15 protein-coding genes are annotated in these 18,876 nt (G+C 60.7%); 9 read left to right on the top strand and 6 right to left on the bottom strand.

Annotation, left to right across the window (positions count from 1 at the left end):
• The first annotated feature begins 16 nt into the window (after nucleotides 1–16).
• On the top strand, nucleotides 17–781 hold the full coding sequence (locus PGH32_RS17800; RefSeq protein ID WP_337894724.1) for a GntR family transcriptional regulator: 765 nt from the start codon (nucleotides 17–19) through the stop codon (nucleotides 779–781).
• Between the two features lie 1,034 nt (nucleotides 782–1,815).
• Nucleotides 1,816–2,370, top strand: coding sequence for a sterol desaturase family protein (locus tag PGH32_RS17795; protein WP_337894723.1), 555 nt, complete (start codon nucleotides 1,816–1,818; stop codon nucleotides 2,368–2,370).
• Here the strand turns inward: PGH32_RS17795 and crtB are convergent.
• From crtB to PGH32_RS17765, 6 genes are all read right to left on the bottom strand, one after another.
• Complete coding sequence (gene crtB, locus PGH32_RS17790) at nucleotides 2,309–3,238, bottom strand: 15-cis-phytoene synthase CrtB (protein WP_337894722.1); 930 nt, start codon at nucleotides 3,236–3,238, stop codon at nucleotides 2,309–2,311. The two genes, PGH32_RS17795 and crtB, sit on opposite strands and share 62 nt — an antisense overlap.
• A complete protein-coding gene (locus tag PGH32_RS17785; protein WP_337894721.1) occupies nucleotides 3,235–4,713 on the bottom strand; it encodes a phytoene desaturase in 1,479 nt (492 codons plus the stop codon). The genes crtB and PGH32_RS17785 overlap by 4 nt, the downstream gene beginning before the upstream one ends.
• Complete coding sequence (gene crtY / locus PGH32_RS17780) at nucleotides 4,706–5,884, bottom strand: lycopene beta-cyclase CrtY (protein ID WP_314427870.1); 1,179 nt, start codon at nucleotides 5,882–5,884, stop codon at nucleotides 4,706–4,708. The genes PGH32_RS17785 and crtY overlap by 8 nt, the downstream gene beginning before the upstream one ends.
• Nucleotides 5,881–6,909 (bottom strand): type 2 isopentenyl-diphosphate Delta-isomerase, encoded by a 1,029-nt coding sequence (fni, locus tag PGH32_RS17775; protein WP_337894720.1) that lies wholly within the window; start codon nucleotides 6,907–6,909, stop codon nucleotides 5,881–5,883. Before fni ends, crtY begins: the two co-directional genes overlap by 4 nt.
• Complete coding sequence (locus tag PGH32_RS17770; protein WP_337894719.1) at nucleotides 6,909–7,817, bottom strand: polyprenyl synthetase family protein; 909 nt, start codon at nucleotides 7,815–7,817, stop codon at nucleotides 6,909–6,911. The genes fni and PGH32_RS17770 overlap by 1 nt, the downstream gene beginning before the upstream one ends.
• 148 nt (nucleotides 7,818–7,965) lie before the next feature.
• Nucleotides 7,966–8,520 carry a YtfJ family protein gene (locus PGH32_RS17765; protein ID WP_337894717.1) on the bottom strand — a complete coding sequence of 185 codons (555 nt, stop codon included), beginning with the start codon at nucleotides 8,518–8,520 and terminating at the stop codon, nucleotides 7,966–7,968.
• 964 nt (nucleotides 8,521–9,484) lie between these two features.
• On the opposite strand from PGH32_RS17765, the gene PGH32_RS17760 reads away from it, so the two are divergent.
• The 7 genes from PGH32_RS17760 to dgaE all read left to right on the top strand — a co-directional run bounded on the left by PGH32_RS17760 (nucleotide 9,485) and on the right by dgaE (nucleotide 18,817).
• Nucleotides 9,485–11,578, top strand: coding sequence for a TonB-dependent receptor (locus tag PGH32_RS17760; RefSeq protein ID WP_337894716.1), 2,094 nt, complete (start codon nucleotides 9,485–9,487; stop codon nucleotides 11,576–11,578).
• A gap of 604 nt (nucleotides 11,579–12,182) precedes the next feature.
• Nucleotides 12,183–14,978 carry a transcriptional regulator DagR gene (gene dagR, locus PGH32_RS17755; RefSeq protein WP_337894715.1) on the top strand — a complete coding sequence of 932 codons (2,796 nt, stop codon included), beginning with the start codon at nucleotides 12,183–12,185 and terminating at the stop codon, nucleotides 14,976–14,978.
• Nucleotides 14,979–15,098: 120 nt separating this feature from the next.
• Nucleotides 15,099–15,533, top strand: a complete 435-nt coding sequence (locus PGH32_RS17750) for a PTS sugar transporter subunit IIA (RefSeq protein ID WP_337894714.1) — start codon at nucleotides 15,099–15,101, stop codon at nucleotides 15,531–15,533.
• A gap of 13 nt (nucleotides 15,534–15,546) precedes the next feature.
• Nucleotides 15,547–16,032, top strand: coding sequence for a PTS system mannose/fructose/N-acetylgalactosamine-transporter subunit IIB (locus PGH32_RS17745; RefSeq protein WP_105593016.1), 486 nt, complete (start codon nucleotides 15,547–15,549; stop codon nucleotides 16,030–16,032).
• Nucleotides 16,033–16,097: 65 nt separating this feature from the next.
• The gene (locus PGH32_RS17740) at nucleotides 16,098–16,847 is read left to right on the top strand and encodes a PTS mannose/fructose/sorbose/N-acetylgalactosamine transporter subunit IIC (protein WP_105593015.1); all 750 of its coding nucleotides are present in this window, start codon (nucleotides 16,098–16,100) and stop codon (nucleotides 16,845–16,847) included.
• Nucleotides 16,844–17,704, top strand: a complete 861-nt coding sequence (locus PGH32_RS17735; RefSeq protein WP_314424264.1) for a PTS system mannose/fructose/sorbose family transporter subunit IID — start codon at nucleotides 16,844–16,846, stop codon at nucleotides 17,702–17,704. Before PGH32_RS17740 ends, PGH32_RS17735 begins: the two co-directional genes overlap by 4 nt.
• A 3-nt stretch (nucleotides 17,705–17,707) precedes the next feature.
• Nucleotides 17,708–18,817 carry a D-glucosaminate-6-phosphate ammonia lyase gene (gene dgaE / locus PGH32_RS17730; RefSeq protein WP_337894713.1) on the top strand — a complete coding sequence of 370 codons (1,110 nt, stop codon included), beginning with the start codon at nucleotides 17,708–17,710 and terminating at the stop codon, nucleotides 18,815–18,817.
• The last annotated feature ends 59 nt before the right edge of the window (nucleotides 18,818–18,876 follow it).

Raw genomic sequence — 18,876 nt, 5'->3', positions numbered from 1 at the left:
CAGAGCTAAATGGACCATGACAACATCTGAAAAGCAGACCAGAAAGCCAAGAAAAAGCTATCTGGACGCGCGAAAGCGGCTGCTGGAAATCCTGCATTCCCCCGATTTCAACAGCGGCGATCAGATCCCCGCCGAACGGGAACTTTGCGAGCTGCTGGCTATCAGCCGGATGACCGTGCGCAAACTGCTGGCGGAGCTGGTGGAGGAAGGTGTGCTGGAGCGCCGGGGCAATCAGGGTACCTGGCTACTGGATACGCCCATCGAGCGACCGTTACAGCCCGCGCTGGGGATCGGGAAGATCCTGGAGCTGAACGGCGCGGTTCCCAGCAGCCAGTTGATCTATTTTCATATTTCCACTGCCAGCGCCCGTATTGCACGCCTGCTGCATATTGCAGAAGGTGATGAGGTGGTGATGATCAAGCGACTGCGGCTGGCCGACGGTCAGCCATTCTGTCTGGAAACCAGCTATTTGCCCCGGGCTCGGGTCGCGGATCTCAGTGCCGAAATGCTGGAAGAGGCCGGATCGCTGTATCGCCTGCTGGCCGAACGCTACCATATTCAGGACGTGTACGATGAAGGCACGCTTCGCGCCTCGGCGATGAACGAAGAGGAGCATCAGTTGCTGCAGGCGAAACCGGAAAGCCCGGCGCTGGTTTATCGCGGGGTGATTTACGACAGGCAGCGCCAGCCGGTCGAATATCTGGTTTCAGTCAATCATCCGCAGCGGGTGGCTTTTCGTATTAACGGGGGATTAAATGAGGTTGATGCTCCGGTGGTGTGAAGTGCCTTCACTTCGGTCGTCAGCCTGTCGGACCGACTGAAACGGATGTCTGCAAAATCTGGAGCTAGCGCTGGCGGGTTGCGCCCCCGGTCGGGCGGTCCTCGCGCCGCTGCGCGGTGCCTTCACTTCGTTTGTCAGCCTCACGGACCGGCCCAGACGCGCGTCCTGCGCGGCTGGGCCTTTCGCTCACTTCCCTGTGAGCGAATCCTGGCTTCCTCTCTCCGTTCAGCGCTGTGGATTGCCTGCTCGGAGGCACAACCCGCCTGCTTTCTGAATTCGTGTTGCCTGAATGAAAAGACATTACGAGCTTCCTCTCTTCGTTCAACGTTGTGGATTGCCTGCTCGGGGGCACAACCCGCCTGCTTTCTGAATTCGTGTTGCCTGAATGAAAAGACATTACGAGCTTCCTCTCTACGCTCAACGCTGTGGATTGCCTGCTCGGGGGTACAACCAGTTTGCTTTCTGACTTTCATGTTGCCTGAGAAACAAATCAGCTCTCCCCTATTTCTGTTCTGCACTGAGGATTGCCTATTCGGTTTGTTATGCAGCCAGTCTTGCCGCATCCAACGATGAGTAACGTTCTTAAAATAGCGATCTGTAAGCTGGAAAACGGATATCAGCTCAAATGCAAAGTCTGAACATGCTTAAAACAGCGAGCAATTAGTCAAAAGGGGCGCGTCCTCTGCGGCGGCCGGGCAATCCGCAGCGCTGAGGTGCAGACTGCGGGGCCGGAGAGACCAGCAGGGATGCTGGGCTCAGGCGCAGCGCGGGCAGGACGCCCGCTCTGCGCCGATCCGAAAGACCCGCAGTCGAAACCGAAGGTACCGCGTAGCGGCGCGAGGACCGCCCGGCCGCCGCAGAGGACGCGCCCCGATCGCCAATTCTGACGCCAACCCGATCGCGCCCCCTGACGCCAATCCAAACCGCAAGACCCCGTGAATTCATCCCCCAACCCGGCAGCCCTCCACGCCATTGCTATACTCATCAATCACCCGGATCGCATACCCTCTGCCCCTGGACAACAAGGAATACAAATGCTCGTGCTGTGGAACACCCTGATTGTCCTGGCGACCGTCGCCGCGATGGAAATGATTGCCGCGCTGACGCACAAATACATCATGCACGGCTGGGGATGGGGATGGCACCTTTCACACCATGAACCGCACAGCGGCCGGTTTGAAGTGAATGACCTGTATGCCGTGGTCTTTGCCGCGCTGGCCATCGCGCTGATCGCCTTCGGGGCAACGGGCGCCTGGCCACTACAGTGGATTGGGGCGGGGATGACGCTCTACGGACTGCTCTATTTTATTGTGCATGACGGACTGGTCCACCAGCGCTGGCCGTTTCGCTATATTCCCCGTAAGGGATATTTAAAACGCCTATATCTGGCCCATCGCCTGCATCATGCGGTGCGGGGCAAAGAGGACTGCGTCTCGTTCGGCTTTCTGTATGCGCCGCCGGTGGCAAAGCTACAGGCGACGCTGCGCAGCCGCAATCGGCAAGCGCATGCCGGCAAAGAGGAAGCAGCTAGCGCGGACGCTGCCACAGATCGCTCGCGCGAGGCGACGGCCGACCAGCGCGAGAGCTGAGCGCCTGCGCCGCGCCCTTCGCCAGCAGACCCAGCTTTTCCAGCCGGTTGGTCCCCTGACGACTATCCCAGGCCCGGGGACCGGCCGCACTGACCTTCACGCCAATTTCCCGATAGACGCCGTGCGCCGAGGCAATCGCCCACGCGCTGCGCAGAGGTAAACCCGGTAGCCCGGCGCGGGCAGAGGCGTAATACGGTTCGGCGGCCGCCACCAGCCGTTGCGCCAGACGCGCCAGCTTTTCACGATGAGCCGGATCGGCGATCTGAGCGGCGTTAATGCCTTCTTCAGCCAGCCACTGCGCGGGCAGATAGCAGCGCCCGGCCTGCGCATCCTCAACGATATCGCGGGCAATATTGGTCAACTGGAAAGCGAGTCCCAGATCGCAGGCGCGATCCAGCACCGACTCGTCGCGTACGCCCATCACCCGCGCCATCATCAGTCCCACCACGCCCGCCACGTGATAGCAGTAGCGCAGCGTATCCTCAAACGTAACGTAGTGCGTTTCCCTCACGTCCATCGCGAAACCTTCAAGGTGCTCAAAAGCCAGACGCGGGGGAATACCGTGGCTGAGCGCCACTTCCTGCAGCGCGGCGAAGGCCGGGTCGTCCATTTTTACACCGTCGAAAGCGCGCTGCGTCTGCATCTTCAGGCGGTCCAGCCGCTGTGTTGCACTGTCGGTGTCCGGGGTCGCCTGGTAAAACCCGAGCACCTGCCCGTCAATCACATCGTCGCAGTGGCGGCACCAGGCGTACAGCATCAGCGCGCTGCGGCGGGTCGGCGCATCAAACAGCTTCGATGCGGTGGCAAAACTCTTTGAACCTGCCGCCATCGTTAAGGTGGCGTGATCCATCAGCGTGGCGTTGGTCATAGCCGATCCTCCAGCATCAGGCCCGCGGTGGCTTTCGCCGAACCGATTACGCCGGGGATCCCCGCCCCCGGATGGGTGCCCGCCCCGACCAGGTAGAGGTTATCGATCCGACTGTCGCGGTTATGAGGACGGAACCAGGCGCTCTGCCGCAGGATCGGCTCAATGGAAAATGCCGACCCGTGATACGCCCCCAGCCGATCGCGAAAATCGAACGGGGTAAACATCCGGTGCGTCACCAGCTGCTCACGCAGGCCCGGCATATAGTGCTGTTCCAGATAGGCAAAAATGCGGTCGCGCAGGCGCGGGCCTTCCACCGTCCAGTCCAGATCCGCCGTCCCCAGGTGCGGCACCGGCGCTAACACGTAATAGCTGCCGCAGCCCGGCGGCGCCAGGGAGGGATCGGTGACGCAGGGCGCGTGCAGATAAAGGGAAAAATCTTCCGACAGCGTGGGAGAGTGAAAAATCTCATCAATCAGCGCCCGGTAGCGCGGGCCGAAACACACCGTGTGATGCGCCAGCTGGCTGTGATGCTTGTTCAGCCCGAAGTACAGGACAAACAGCGAATTGCTCATACGTTTGCGCTTTAGCGATGCGCCGCGTGCGGCCCCGACGGGATGGTGACCCAGCAGCTTTGCATAGGTCTGCACCACATCGGCGTTAGACGCCACGGAAGCGACCGCAATACGGCGCCCGTCCCTGAGCTGCACCGCGCTGATACGTTCGCCTTCCGTCTCCAGCCTGGTCACTTCCGCGTTCAGCTCCAGCGTGCCGCCGAGATCCTCAAACAGCTTTACCAGCCCCTGCACCAGCGCACCGGTGCCGCCGCGGGCAAACCACACGCCCCATTCCCGCTCCAGCGCGTGGATCAGCGTGTAAATGGATGACGTGGCGAAGGGATTGCCGCCGACCAGCAGCGAATGGAAAGAAAACGCCTGCCGCAGCTGCTCGTTTTCAATAAACTTCGACACCATGCCGTACACGCTGCGCCACGCCTGCAGCCGCGCCAGCTGCGGCCCTGCGCGCAGCATGTCGCGGAAGGATAAAAACGGCACGCTGCCCAGTTTGAGGTATCCCTCATTGAACACCGCTTTCGAGTAGGCCAGAAACTGCCGATAGCCTTCCACATCACGCGGATTGATGCGCCGGATTTGCTCTTCCAGCCGCGCCTGATCGTTATCGTAATCAAAAACTTCGCCATCTTCCCAGCACAGCCGGTAAAACGGCGTTACCGGCAGCAGATCGACATAATCTTCGATGCGCTTGCCGGCCAGGCTGAACAGCTCTTCGATCGCCGTCGGGTCGGTAATGACCGTTGGCCCGGCGTCGAAGGTAAATCCGTCGTCCTGATAAACATAGGCGCGGCCGCCGGGTTTATCGCGCTGCTCCAGCAGCAGCGTGGGAACACCGGCCGCCTGCAGGCGGATCGCCAGGGCAAGGCCGCCAAAACCAGAACCGATAACTACTGTTTTACTCATCGTGAAAAGCTCGCAGCCGGGGGGTATATTTCAGTGCGGCACGCAGGGCTTCGCCCACCGGAACCGGTGGCTTACCTGCCAGGATCCGCACCCTGTCTTGCAGCGTCAGTTGACCCGCATAAAATCGAGCGATCAGTCCGTGGTTCAGTTGATAAAACCGCTGCATCACCCGCCAGCGCCCGTCCGGGCGCCCGGCCAGAAACAGCATGCGGTTGAGCAGGCGGAAGAAACCCTGACGCCGCCACTGCGCCAGAGCGTAACCTTCGATCAGCGAGAACAGCGTAGCGGCGTCCAGAACGGGCTGGGCAGCTATCAGATCCGCCAGCGCTACCGCCTGCGGCAGCGAGTAACCGGTGGTCGCATGAAACAGCCCGGCGCGCAGGCCGCTGCACGGCTGGCCGGCCTGTGCCTGCCAGAACGCGCGGGCATTGCCTGCCAGCGCAATCGGCAGATTGCCCCGCTCTTCCCGCTCCAGCCGATCCAGGTGCCAGCCCTGCCGTTCGGCGTACTGACGGATATGCTGCCGTGCGCGCTCTTCGCTGAGGGTGGCGCGATCGATATAGTGCGTATCTTCGATCAGCAGCCGATGGTCGGAAAGCGGCAGGGTGTAAACAAAACGGTAGCCCGCCGACTGGTCGACGGTGGCGTCCATCAGGATGGGGCGCGTCAGGCCGTGCGGCTGGCTCAGGCTCCATTCCTGCCCTAAAAAAGCCTGGCAGCCAACGATCAGATGGGGACTGGGCCGGTAGCCGCGTCCGTCAATGACCGCCGCCGCATTCAGCGTTTGCCCATCACTGAGCGTCACCGTGTCCGGCGTCAGGCTCAGGGCGCGGGTGCCGGTCAACAGGCTATCGCCCAGCACCTGACGGATAACAGTGGCAAAACGTTCGGAGGTCACACTGATATATTCGCCCGCGAGGGTGCGATTCATCGCCGGGAAACGCACGTCGTAGCCCGCCCAGCGGTGCGCCACCAGCGGCGCTATCCAGCGATGCTGCCCGGGCAGCAGATCGCGCTGATGGAAAGACCAGGTATGATTGCCGCCCGGCTCGGCATCCGACTCCAGCACCAGCACGCGCAGCCGCGGCTGCAGCTGCCGTAACCGCCAGGCAATCAGGCCATTCGCCAGCCCGCCGCCGACCAGTATCACATCCCAGCGAGCTGCACTCATTCAACGGGCACCAGTTTCGCCTGGCGGAGATCGCGCAGGCTGCCGCTGCCGGTGCAGAAGCAGGCCACGCGCAGCTGTTCAATGATGACCTGAAAATGGTCGACCACCGCCTCGCTGGAGACCGTCGCACAGCCCAGCACGCCCGCCGCCTGGCCGGCGACATCAGCCCCTAACCGCAGCGCTTTCGCCACGTCGATGCCATCCATAATGCCGCCGGACGCAATCAGCGGCACCTGCGGCAGCGCCTGATGCAGCTGCGTAAGCGCCTGCGCAGTGGGGATCCCCCAGTCGGAGAAGGCCATCGCCACCGCCCGGGCCTGCGGCGATACGGCACGCTCCCCTTCCACGGCCGCCCAGCTGGTGCCGCCTGCGCCAGCGATATCCAGCATCGCCACGCCCACGTCAACCAGCTGGCGTGCCACCGGCACGGACAGCCCCGCACCGACCTCTTTGATCACCACCGGCACCGGCAGCGCTTCCACCGTATGGGCAATCGCCGCCAGCACGCCCCGCCAGTCGCGATCGCCGCCGTGCTGCAGGGCTTCCTGCAGGGGGTTGAGATGGACGATCAGTGCGTCTGCTTCAATCATCTCTACCGCCCGCCGCGCATACTCCGCGCCGTTTTTCCCGGCGATTTGCGCCGCACCCAGGTTCGCCAGTAGCGGAATGTCGGGTGCAAGCTGACGCAGTTCCCGCGTCAGCCCCCAGTCCTGTTCGCTTTCCAGCGCCACGCGCTGAGAGCCGACGCCCATCGCCAGCCCCAGCGACTGAGCGGCCTCTGCAAGGTGCCGGTTAATGCTTTTCGCCCGCCGGGTGCCGCCGGTCATCGAGCCGATCAACAGCGGTGCCTGCAGCGTTTTACCCAATAGCGTTGTACGAAGATCGATGCGATCGAGGCTCAGCTCCGGTAGCGCACAGTGCTCAAAATGCCACCGTTCAAAGCCGGTTGTCCGGGTTTTCACGCTGCGCGATCCGTTCAGGACGATATCGAGATGATCGCTTTTTCGTTGGATAAGATCGCTCATTAGCACCCCGGCTGCGTGCTGTTATTGCCAAACTGAGCCATCTGCTTGTCAAACCAGGCATGCATAAAATGCCGGGTGGAGAGGCCACGCTGGCAGGCGCTGGCGATATGCTCATCCGCACTGCGCAAATGCTCACGCAGCTTCCGGTGAACCGCTTCGGCCCCCAGCAACGCGACCAGTGTTGATTTTCCGCTGTCCTGATTTGCATCTTTACCGGTATTGCTCAACCCGTCGGAGAGATCGTCCATCAGCTGAAAGGCCTGCCCCAGATCCTGGGCAAAACAGCGCAGGCGCTGCCGCGTTTGCGGCGAGGATCCGGCAACAATGGCCGCCATCTGCAATGAGGCATCAAATAAACGGCTGGTTTTAAGCTCGTTGGTCAGCAGAATCGCTTCGCTGCTTCTCGCCCGGCCCCCTTCGCTGAGGTCAAGATACTGGCCCTGCACCAGCCCCTGCGATCCGACCGCCAGCGACAGTTCCGCGACGGCCTGGGTTTTGCAGGCGGGGGATAACGACGGTGCCTCAACCACCACGCCAAAAGCACGGCTCAGCAGCGCAACGGCGGCGAGGATGGCAACGTTCTCGCCGTACTGAGCGTGGATAGTGGGCCGCCCGCGACGCAGTAACGCATTGTCCATACAGGGGATATCATCCAGCATCAGGGATGCGGCATGTACCATCTCAACCGCGCAGGCGAGGTCGAGCAGGCCGGGCTGATCCACCGCGCAGCCCAGATCGCGGGCGGCCAGGATCAGCAGCAGGGGGCGAACGCGCTTGCCCGCCGCCAGCGTTCCTTCACGCATGGCGGTAAAGACCAGATCCTGCTGTTCTCCAGCGGGCAGCAGCTGGTCCAGGCGACTCTGCAGGGCTTCACGCAGCCTCAGCAGTTCATCTTCATGGTTGTTCATCGTTTCAGGCAACCCCTGACAATTACATGGCTTTATTTGCAAAGCCTAGTGCAATATCCAGAAATTTCTCTGAGTATCGGAGGATGCGACAAACTTTTACAAAAAACAGATTACCTGTACAGATTTTTGGTCATTTTCACGCAGCGATTTAAACCTCCAGCTGCTGCACTAAGGCGATAACCTGCCGGACCTCTTCATCGGTTAAGGCCCCGTCTTTGGCAAATCTGACCCGGCCCTGTTTATCCAGCACCACCGCCGCCGATCCTCCTGCTGCCAGCTGCCAGGCCTGCCTGACTGCGCCCTTTTCATCCACCACAAACTGTGCACCGGGTGTTTCCTTTTTGCTGCTTTCGAGGCTCTGCCGGACAAACATGGCGCTGCCGGGGATGGCGTCGTCGGTATTGACGATGGTAGTGATCTGGACCGTGGCCGCAGGGAAGTGGGCGTTTTCGATCGCCTGAATCAGCGCGGCATTGCTCTCTTTCGCTGCCAGGCGTCCTGCCATATGCAGCACGATGCCCGTCCTGCCGGTCAGCCGGGCGCTGTTCCAGCGTTGGTAGTGTATTTTATCCTGCGCTATCACCAACTCCCCGCGATCGGTGACGCCAATCGGCGGCAACGGCTGGCCGGGGATCAGGTTGTGGGCGGAGGTGAAAAAGGGAAGGCCGCCGAGGGTCAGCAGCAGGGTAAGGCGCAGCAGCATAGTAGGATCCGGGGTTGGGGCTGGGTCACTGACTATAGGTGATGGTTTTGCGTTTTGCTCAGGGGGGATTGCTGCCGGACCGGTACAGACAGTCGTTTGCAAAGGCTGGAGTTAGCACTGGCGGGTTGGTCGTTTGCAAAGGCTGGAGTTAGCGCTGGCGGGTTGGTCGTTTACAAAGGCTGGAGTTAACGCTGGCGGGTTGGTCGTTTACAAAGGCTGGAGTTAACGCTGGCGGGTTGTGCCCCCGGTCGGGCGGGTCCTCGCGCCGCTCACGCGGTGCCCTCACTTCGTTCGTCAGCCTGTCGGACCGGCACAGACGCGCGTCCTGCGCGGCCGTGCCTTTCGCCCACTTCCCTGTGGGCGAATCCTGGCTTCCTCTCTGCGTTCAGCGCTGCGGATTACCCGACCGGGGGCACAACCCGCCTGCTTTCTGACTTTCGCGTTGCCTGAAAAACCTATCGGGTCTTCCTTCTTTCACAATGTTGGTGAGATTCCCACATTCGGCGCTAATTAGTGTTCTTTAAACAGCGATCTGTAAATTGGCCCACGGATGTCAGGCCAAATGCAAAATCTGAAACAGGCTTTAAAGTTTTTCGAACAGCGATCAATTAGCCAAAAAGGAGCACGTCCTCTGCGGCGGCCGGGCAATCCGCAGCGCTGAGGTGAAGGCTGGGGGGCCGGAGAGACCAGCAGGGATGCTGGGCTCAGGCGCGGCGCGGGCAGGACGCCCGCTCTGCGCCGATCCGCAAGACCCACAGCCGGAACCGAAGGCACCGCATAGCGGCGCGAGGACCGCCCGGCCGCCGCAGAGGACGTGCGCCAAACACAAATCTCAATACGCAGCCAATTTATCACCCAAGATTGTAACGCCAATCATTATCATTCTCGTAATCGTTAAGAGTGCGTTTAGAAAGTGTTTATTAATGTAACGCCGCGTCTTTCAACATTTCCCAATGGCTCTGTAATGAAAAAAAACAACATCACCGCGGCAATCCTCCTGGCGGCATCAGTACCCGTATTTGCCCAGGAAGGCACGCTGGTCGTCACCGCCAGCGGCTATGAACAAAAACTGACTAACGCGCCGGTCTCAATCTCCGTTGTCAGCCAGGATGAGCTGTCCAAAAAGAACTACAGCGACCTGGGTGAGGCACTCAGCGGCATGGAAGGCGTGGACGTACGCGGCGGAACCGGGAAAACCGGCGGGCTGGATATCTCTATACGCGGCATGCCCAGCAGCTATACGCTGATCCTGATCGACGGTATCCGACAGAACGCCAGCTCCGATACCACACCCAACGGTTTCGGCACTCTTAACACCGCCATGATGCCGCCGCTTTCCGCTATCGATCATATCGAAGTGATCCGTGGCCCGATGTCAACGCTCTACGGCTCCGATGCCATGGGTGGCGTGATCAACATTATCACTAAGAAAAACACCGACGAATGGCACGGCGGGCTGAACCTCTCTCATTCGGTACAGGAACACAGCAAGTGGGGCGACAGCTCAACCGTGGGCCTGTACACCAGCGGCGCGCTAATCCCCAATACGCTGGATCTGACCCTTCGCGGCAACTTCGAACACCGCCAGGGTTCCAGCGTCACCAGCCTGAGCGACAGCGGCAGTGACACGCGCGTTCCCTACCCGACCAAAAGCAATAACTACACCGTGGGCGGGCGGCTGAACTACAAGACCAGCGATAAAAATACCCTGTGGATCGATGGCGAAACCGCCGAACAGGAGTATGACAACAGCCACAGCCAGCTTGGCCCGATCGGCACCAGCGGCGGCGGCTATCGCGACAAACTGCACTATCAGCGCAATAAAGTGGTCATTGGTCACGACACCGATCTGTCTCTGGGCCGCTGGAGCTCCAGCCTTTCCTATGCGGTCACAGAAAACAAAGGCCGCGTTCTGACCCCGCGCACGCTTTCTGCGGAGAACAGCGGTCTGAGTGGACAGGATCGCGAGCTGAAGAACACCAATGCGATTTTCAACACCAGCATTGTTGCCCCGATCGGTGACGACCACCTGCTGACCGTAGGCGGTGAATACTGGGATTCCCGCCTGAAGGACGGCATCGTGCTGGCGAACAGCGGCGAAACCTTCAAGCAGAAAACCTGGTCACTGTTTACCGAAGACGACTGGCAGATTATCGATCCGCTTTCCCTGACCTGGGGCGCGCGATACGAGAAACACGACAGCTTCGGCGGCCACGTCAGCCCGCGCGCCTACCTGGTATGGAACGCGCTGGACGACTGGACGGTGAAGGGCGGCGTCAGCACCGGCTATAAAGCCCCTTCCCTCGCCCAGCTGCATAATGGCGTCAGCGGCGTGGCGGGTAATGGCCTGATCAGCACCCTCGGTAACCCGAACCTGAAGCCGGAATCCAGCGTTAACTACGAAACCGGGATCTACTATGAAAATGCCGATAACGTAAAAGCCAACGTCACTGGATTTATCAGCAACTTCCGTAACGCCATATCCAGTGAAACCATCGACGATTCGACAAACTCGTATCGTAACGTCGGTAAGGCGATCAACCAGGGGATTGAGTTCGCCTCCTCCTTCCCGGTGGTTATCCCGGAGCTGACGCTGAACCTGAACTACACCTACACCGACAGCAAACAGCGCGGTGGCGATAATCCGGGCGCACCGCTGACCAATACCGCACGCCATATGGCCAACGCGAAAATGTCGTGGCAGATGAACGACGATCTGACATCGTGGATAGCGGCGGAATATCACGGCAAAACCCCGCGTTATACCACTGGCTACGGCAACCTGAGCGCGATTGAGAAAACGGTCTACGACGATCGCGGTGCCTATTTGAAAGCCTGGACGGTGGTGAACATGGGCGCGGCGTATAAGATTACCCCGGCGCTGACGGTTAACGGCACGATCAATAACGTACTGGATAAGGACTTCTCGAAAGTCAGCCTGTATCAGGCTGGCCGCAGCAGCACCTACGCGGGCGACTACTTCCAGACGCTGGCCTCCACCACCGGCTACGTAACGCCGGGGCGTAACTACTGGGTATCACTGAACTACACGTTCTGAGTAAAAGAGTGAAACACAGGCTTACCCCCGGTAAGCCTGAAATATTTTAAGCACCGCGAGCAATTAGCCAAAAGCAGCTCGTCCTCTGCGGCGGCCGGGCAATTCGCAGCGCTGAAGTGCGGGCTGGGGGGCGGAGAGACCAGCTGGGATGAACCACTGACTACAACACCCAATCAAGCCGGCACTACCACCAACGAGTCAAAGACAAAGTCTGAAGGTAAACGCTGAATAACGTTCTTTAAACAGCGAGCAATTAGCCAAAAGGAGCACGTCCTCTGCGGCGGCCGGGCAATCCGCAGCGCTGAGGTGAAGGCTGGGGGGCCGGAGAGACCAGCAGGGATGCTGGGCTCAGGCGCGGCGCGGGCAGGACGCCCGCTCTGCGCCGATCCGTAAGGCCCGAAGCCGGAACCGAAGGGACCGCGCAGCGGCGCGAGGACCGCCCGGCCGCCGCAGAGGACGTGCGCCAAACGCAAATCTCAACGCAACCCACCCGCAAGACCCACTGCAATCCCCTCCCCACCCCGCATCTGCAACCCTCGTCTCTTTCTCCCCCCGCCGATTAGTGTATGTTCTGAAACGTCATTTATTTTTCAGTGGTAATGAGATGAAACGGATTGAAATCATACTGGGAGAGCTGGAACGGTTAACGCAGGGACTCAGCCTGACCGATCTGGCAGAAGAAAAAGCCTGCACCGCAGAGGCGATGGGGTTCAACCTCGGACTGGCGCGCAACTCGGTGAGCAAAGACCTTAATCAGCTCTGGAATGATGGCCTGGCGATTAAAAGCCGCGGCCGCCCGGTGTTCTTTCTGCACCGCCGGGTGGCGGAAGGAGTGCTGGGCCGGGCGCTGGAGGAGTCCGAACGCGAAGTGCGTTCAATCGCCGATCTGCTGCCGCCCAACGAAAACCACCCCGCCGACGATCCCTTCACCGCACTGATCGGCTTCGATCGCAGCCTGCACGAAGCGGTGGAAAAAGGCCGCGCCGCCGTGCTCTATCCGCACGGGCTGCACGTGCTGCTGACCGGCCCTTCCGGCGTGGGAAAAACCTTTTTCGCCGAGCTGATGCACCGCTTTGCCTGCAAACACAAGGCGGGATCGCCGCCGCCACTGGTCTACTTTAACTGCGCGGAATACGCCCACAACCCGGAGCTGCTCTCTTCCCATCTGTTCGGGCATCGCCAGGGCGCGTTTACCGGTGCCAGCGAGCATAAAACCGGGCTGGTGGAGCAGGCGGACGGGGGCTACCTGCTGCTGGATGAGGTGCACCGCCTGCCGTATGAGGGCCAGGAAAAACTGTTCTCGATCCTGGATAAGGGAGAATACCGCCCGCTGGGGGCCAGCAGCGCGCCCCGCCCGATTGCGATCCGGCTGATTTGTGCCACCACCGAACCGGTCAGCTCCGCCCTGCTGCGCACCTTCCAGCGGCGTATTCAGGTCTGCATCGATCTGCCGGGGATCCGCCAGCGATCGGTGGAGGAACAGATCGAACTGATCGTCGGCTTCCTGCAGCGTGAAAGCCGCAAGATCGAGCGCACCGTCAGCATCGATAAAACGCTGCTGCTCTGGCTGCTGAATAAGCCGCTGGAGGGCAATATCGGCCAGCTGAAAAGCGATATTCAGTTCCTGTGCGCGCAGGCCTGGGCCGTGGGGATGACGGATCATAACGAGACGCTTCAGTTGGATAAACGGATCGAGATGCCGTTTAACGCCACGGCGGAGCAGCGCCAGCGGGTGGACGGCCTGTTTGCTGGCAGGGAACGGCTGAACGTGGATGCGCGCACCCTGCCCGCGTTAAAAACCTCGCTGGCCAGCGGGATGGAGGCGGAAGAGAGCGATCTGTTCTACAGCTTCCTGACCCGCGAATACGTCAACCTGCGCAACAGTAACGTGCCGCCCGCGGAAACCCTGGCGATCCTCAAAAACAAACTCAGCTCCATTTTTGAGTACGGCCTCTACAGCCGGGACAGTACCGCGCACCCGCCGCGCTACGGCGACCGGATTGAAGAGCGGGTGACGCTACTGATCGGCTGCGTGGAGCAGGTGCTGGGCTTTGCCCTGCCGGAGAATCTGCTGAACCCGCTGCGCAAACACTTTCTCGCGCTGATAGGCTACGTGCAGCGCGGGCTGATCCCGCAGCTTTATTCATCCAGCCTGATCCTCGACCGCTGCAAGGATGAGTACGAGAATGCCACCCTGCTGTGCCGCAAGATCGACGAGCTGCTGCATATTCAGTGCCCGGCAACGGAAATCGTCTGGCTGTGCCTGTTCCTCAAGGAGTGCCGCCATTACCGCCAGCGGATCGACGCCAGCCCGGACACCGGAGCGATCCTGATTGCCCACGGCGCGACCACCGCCACCAGCATGGCCCAATACGTGAACCGGGTGCTGGAGCGCGAGCTGTTCAGCGCCATTGATATGCCGTTTGAACAGTCGGTGCACGACACGCTGGAAACGCTGACGCAGATGATTCAGGCCCGGCGGTACCGGCGGCTGATCCTGATGGTGGATATCGGTTCGCTGGTCCACTTTGGCAGCACCATCAGCAAGCTGTTTCAGATCGACGTGCTGCTGATGCCGAATATCACCCTGACCAGCCTGCTGGAAGTGGGGCTGGATTTAAGCTTTGAAACCGGCGATCTGCCGCAGCTGGCCCAGCTGATGCGGGATAAAGGCATTGCCAGCCAGTTCTGCACGCCGCAGCAGGAGAACGGCGGCAGGGTGCTGGTGATTTCCTGTATTACCGGGATGGGCACGGCAGAGAAAATCAGGAAGGTGCTGGAAGAGAGCTTCGGCGAGCTGATGTCGCAGGATACCCGAATGACGATCCTCGACTACAACGAGGTGCGCAGCCTGGAGCGCGTGCAGCAGGCGCTGAAGCCCGGTGAGCGGCTGGCGGGCATCGTCGGCACCTTTCAGCCGGGGCTGCCGGATATTCCCTTTATCTCGCTGGAGGAGCTGTTCTCCGAACAGGGGCCGGAACTGGTGCTCAGCCTGCTGACGCCGGACCTTTCCAGCGCCGAGCGTCGACTGGAGATGGAGCGCAGCGCGATGCGGTTTATCAGCGCGCTGACCATGGAGAGCATCATCAATCATATTTCGGTGCTCAACCCCCGGCGCATTCTGAAGGAGATGGAGGGCGTATTTGAGCATCTGACCAGCGCCCTTTCGCTCAAACCGAGCCGCCAGGTGACACTGCGCTTCCTGATCCACTGCTGCTGCATGGTCGAGCGTATCGTGATCAACCGAAAACCGTTACAGATGGCGCTGGAAAACCGCCCCGATCTCGATGTCCGCGCGCTCAGTGTCATCAAAACCGCCTTTCAGCCGGTTGAAGAGGCTTACGCCATTCGCCTGTCCGACGCGGAATATTTTTATATCTACGAACTGCTTTACGGTTAATCCCTTATCCGGCGGGGCCGCACGCCCCGCTGTCCCTGCCGTTCTCCCCGCGTGACACAAACTCTGGCACAGCCCTTGCTCTGTATACGTCTGTAAACGTAACTGAGCCAGGAGGCCGTTTTGACTACCGCTGCACCCACTGAACCCTTGTCCCAGATCCTGCTGCTGACTCACGGCGGCTGGGGAGAACAGCTTTGCAACAGCCTGCGCATGGTAACCGGTGAGATCCATGGCGTTACGGCAATCGCCCTGATGCCGGTAGATACGCTGGGTGAGTTTTACCAGCGGGTGGAAGCCGCGGTGAAAGTGATGCCGCACGGTTCGCTGATCCTCACCGATTTTATCGGCGGCACCACCTCGAACGTGGCGGCACGCCTCAGCGCGGACTATCCGGTGGCGGTGATTTGCGGGCTGAACGCCTCCCTGCTGCTGGAAGCGCTGGACCGGCGCGAAGCAGGCCCGCTGACCGACTGCGTAACCGATCTGATCGACGCCGGGCGCAGCAGCTGTCTGGACGTGGTCGCCCACGTTCGTCAGTTACAACAACCCCAATAAAAAGGAACACAGCATGGCAACGATCGTTTTATGCCGCATTGACAGCCGCCTGATTCACGGCCAGGTGGTCACCAAATGGGTTGGGCAGTCCCAGGCCAATCGCATCGCCGTAGTCAGCGACGAGCTGGACGCCGATCCGTTTATGAAAAACATCTACCTGATGGCCGCACCGCCGAACATCAAAGTGGACTGCTACAGCAATCAGAGCTTTGCGGCCTCGTGGAAGGAGAATCAGCTGGGCGACGGCAAAGTGCTGGTGCTGTTCCCGTCGCTGGCGGCGATCCAGGATGCGGTACAGCAGGGATTTGATGTGACCAACGTGCAGGTCGGCGGACTGGGCGGCGGCCCCAACCGTAAAGCGGTGTTCCAGAACATCACCCTCGATGAGAAAGACGTCGGCATTCTGAAAGATCTGCGCGATCGCGGCGTGCAGGTGTTCTTCCAGACCATCCCGGAAGATAAGCCGCAGTCGCTGGACGATATCCTGAAAAAATTCTAACTCACTCACTGCACCTCTCTTTCAGGCGCAGTCGGCCTGAAGGATAAGGTGTAAAGGATAACACTATGGATACCTTACTTTTTGCAAGCCTGATGGGCCTGTACTACTGGTTTGCCCGTTTACGCCTGGGATATACCCTTTCCGCGATGCTGCTGCAGCCGGTGGTGATCGCCGTCTTTGTCGGCCTGCTGCTGGGCAATATGCATACGGCGATGATTATCGGCGCGGGCATGCAGCTGGTTTACCTCGGTGTGACCTCCACGCCCGGCGGTAACGTCCCGTCGGACCCGGCGCTGGCCGCCTGTATCTCAATCCCTATCGCCGTAAAGGCCGGGATGGACCCGAACCTGGCGATTGCCCTGGCAATTCCGTTTGGCGTGATCGGCGTGTTCCTCGACCAGCTTCGCCGCACGCTGAACGCCGCCTGGGTGCATATGGCGGACAAGCACGCCGAAACCGCCAATATGTCCGGCATCATGCGCTGCGCCTTTCTCTATCCGGCCCTGCTCGGGCTGGCGCTGCGCTTCCCGGTGGTGTTTGCCGCCAACTACTTTGGCCAGAACGTGGTGGAAAGCTTCCTCAAGCTGATGCCGCACTGGCTCACCCACTCCTTTGAAATCATGGGCGGGATCCTCCCTGCGCTCGGCTTCGCCATCACCATTATGGTGATTGGTAAAAAAAGCCTGCTGCCGTGGTTTATCGGCGGATTCTTTGCCGTGCTGTACCTCAAGCTGGACATCATGGCGATGGCGATCTTCGGTACCTGTGTGGCCTTCCTGATCAAAGGCCTGGCGAAAAATGAAGGAGCAGCATGATGAGCAGCGACGCAATGCAGCATGAACTGGTGGAGCGCGCGCGGGAGAGCCGGGCGCTGACCAAAGGCGATATCACCAAGGCCTGGTTTATTTACTGGCTGGGCGCGGAGGTTTCCAGCTCCTACGAGCGTTTGCAGAGCCTGATTTTCTGCGCCTCGATGACGCCGGTTATCAAAAAGCTGTACCCGCAGAAGGAGGAACAGGTGGAGGCGCTGAAACGCCATCTGAACTTCTTTAACTCGGAGCAGACCTTCGGCGCGGTGATCCAGGGGATCGCCATCGCCATGGAAGAGCAAAAAACGCGGGGCGAACCGATCAGCGACGCGTCGATCACCGGGATCAAAACCGGCCTGATGGGGCCGCTGGCCGGGATGGGCGATTCGATCATCTGGGCGGCGGTGATGCCGCTGCTGATCGCCATCTTTATCCCCTTCGCCGCCGGCGGCAGCGCGATGGGCGGGATTATCCCGCTGATCCTTTACCCGGCGATTACCCTGGCGGTGAGCTACGGCATGATCCACAAAGGCTACACGCTGGGGCGCGACTCGATTATCGGCCTGCTGCAGGGCGGGCGGATCAAAGAGCTGATCTACGGGGCCAACGTGCTGGGGCTGATTATGATGGGCGCGCTGTCCGCCAGCTACGTGAAGATCACCACGCCGCTGAAGATCAGCGCGCTGGAAGGATCCGAAGTGGTGGTGCAGCAGATCCTGGATTCGATCGCCCCCGGCCTGCTGCCGCTGGCGGCGGTGTTCTCGGTCTACTTCTATCTGGTGAAAAAAGGGCCGCGCTACACCACCATTCTGCTGTCGATTGTGGCGCTGAGCGTGGCCTGTTCGCTGCTGGGGGTTCTGTAAATCATGGCGCAAAATATCTATCAGCACCTTGGGCTGAAACGGGTGATCAACGCCTGCGGCAAAATGACCATTCTGGGCGTATCCAGCGTGGCCCCGGAGGTAATGCAGGCCACGGCGCAGGCTGCCTCCGCTTTTGTCGAGATTGACCGGCTGGTGGACCGCTGCGGCGAGCTGGTTTCCCGCTTTACCGGCGCGGAGGCCAGCTACGTTACCTCCTGCGCCTCGGCGGGGATTGCCATCGCCGTTGCCGCCGCCATTACCCGGGGCGACCCGGCCCGCGTGGCGATGATGCCGGACAGCGCGGGCATGGCGAATGAGGTGCTGATGCTGCGCGGCCACAATGTGGACTACGGCGCGCCGATTACCAGCGCCATCCGCCTCGGTGGCGGGCGGGTGGTGGAGGTCGGATCCAGCAATCTGTCGGCCCGCTGGCAGCTGGAAAGCGCGGTCACCCCGCGCACCGCCGCACTGCTGTATGTGAAATCGCACCACTGCGTGCAGAAGGGCATGCTGAGCATTGCGGACTTTGTGGCGGTCGCCCGCCAGCACGAGCTGCCGCTGATCGTCGATGCCGCCGCCGAAGAGGATCTGCACGCCTGGGTCGCCAGCGGGGCCGATATGGTGATTTACAGCGGTGCTAAGGCGTTTAACGCACCGACCTCTGGCTTTATTACCGGAACCAGGCGCTGGATCGACGCCTGCAAAGCCCAACACAACGGCATTGCCCGGGCGATGAAAATCGGCAAGGAGAATATGGTCGGGCTGGTGTACGCGCTGGAGCACTACAGCCAGGGTCAGGGCACAGTGACCGCCGAACGGCTCCAGCCCGTTGCGGAAGCGATTTCCGCGATTCGCGGGCTGGCGGCCGATATCGAGCAGGATGAGGCGGGCCGCGCTATCTGGCGTATCCGCATCCGGGTGGAGGCCAGCGAACTGGGACTGGATGCCCGCGAGGTGGAGGCGCAGCTGCGCGGCGGGGAGATCGCGATTTACGCCCGCCGCTACAACCTGCATCAGGGCGTTTTCAGCCTCGATCCTCGCACGGTGGCGGAGGGAGAAATGGCGCTGATTGTGGCGCGACTGAAGGAGATTGCCGGACATGCAGCAGACTGATTTTATCGCCGGCGCGTGGCGCTTAACGTGCTGGCGAAAGTCAGAGCGGTTGATCGGGC

It is taken from the genome of Erwinia sp. SLM-02, from assembly GCF_037450285.1.
GTDB lineage: Bacteria > Pseudomonadota > Gammaproteobacteria > Enterobacterales > Enterobacteriaceae > Erwinia.
The sequence above is the reverse complement of the archived record's forward strand: the minus strand, read 5'-3'. Positions and strand labels throughout refer to the sequence as shown.

Excerpts from the sequence above, each read along its gene's own strand:
- PGH32_RS17795 (WP_337894723.1), top strand. The coding sequence starts at position 1,816 with ATGCTCGTGCTGTGGAACACCCTGATTGTCCTGGCGACCGTCGCCGCG.
- fni (WP_337894720.1), bottom strand. The coding sequence starts at position 6,909 with ATGAGCGATCTTATCCAACGAAAAAGCGATCATCTCGATATCGTCCTG.
- PGH32_RS17745 (WP_105593016.1), top strand. The coding sequence starts at position 15,547 with ATGGCAACGATCGTTTTATGCCGCATTGACAGCCGCCTGATTCACGGC.
- dgaE (WP_337894713.1), top strand. The coding sequence starts at position 17,708 with ATGGCGCAAAATATCTATCAGCACCTTGGGCTGAAACGGGTGATCAAC.
- PGH32_RS17760 (WP_337894716.1), top strand. The coding sequence starts at position 9,485 with ATGAAAAAAAACAACATCACCGCGGCAATCCTCCTGGCGGCATCAGTA.
- dagR (WP_337894715.1), top strand. The coding sequence starts at position 12,183 with ATGAAACGGATTGAAATCATACTGGGAGAGCTGGAACGGTTAACGCAG.
- PGH32_RS17735 (WP_314424264.1), top strand. The coding sequence starts at position 16,844 with ATGATGAGCAGCGACGCAATGCAGCATGAACTGGTGGAGCGCGCGCGG.
- PGH32_RS17765 (WP_337894717.1), bottom strand. The coding sequence starts at position 8,520 with ATGCTGCTGCGCCTTACCCTGCTGCTGACCCTCGGCGGCCTTCCCTTT.
- PGH32_RS17785 (WP_337894721.1), bottom strand. The coding sequence starts at position 4,713 with ATGAGTAAAACAGTAGTTATCGGTTCTGGTTTTGGCGGCCTTGCCCTG.
- crtY (WP_314427870.1), bottom strand. The coding sequence starts at position 5,884 with ATGAGTGCAGCTCGCTGGGATGTGATACTGGTCGGCGGCGGGCTGGCG.
- crtB (WP_337894722.1), bottom strand. The coding sequence starts at position 3,238 with ATGACCAACGCCACGCTGATGGATCACGCCACCTTAACGATGGCGGCA.
- PGH32_RS17740 (WP_105593015.1), top strand. The coding sequence starts at position 16,098 with ATGGATACCTTACTTTTTGCAAGCCTGATGGGCCTGTACTACTGGTTT.
- PGH32_RS17770 (WP_337894719.1), bottom strand. The coding sequence starts at position 7,817 with ATGAACAACCATGAAGATGAACTGCTGAGGCTGCGTGAAGCCCTGCAG.
- PGH32_RS17800 (WP_337894724.1), top strand. The coding sequence starts at position 17 with ATGACAACATCTGAAAAGCAGACCAGAAAGCCAAGAAAAAGCTATCTG.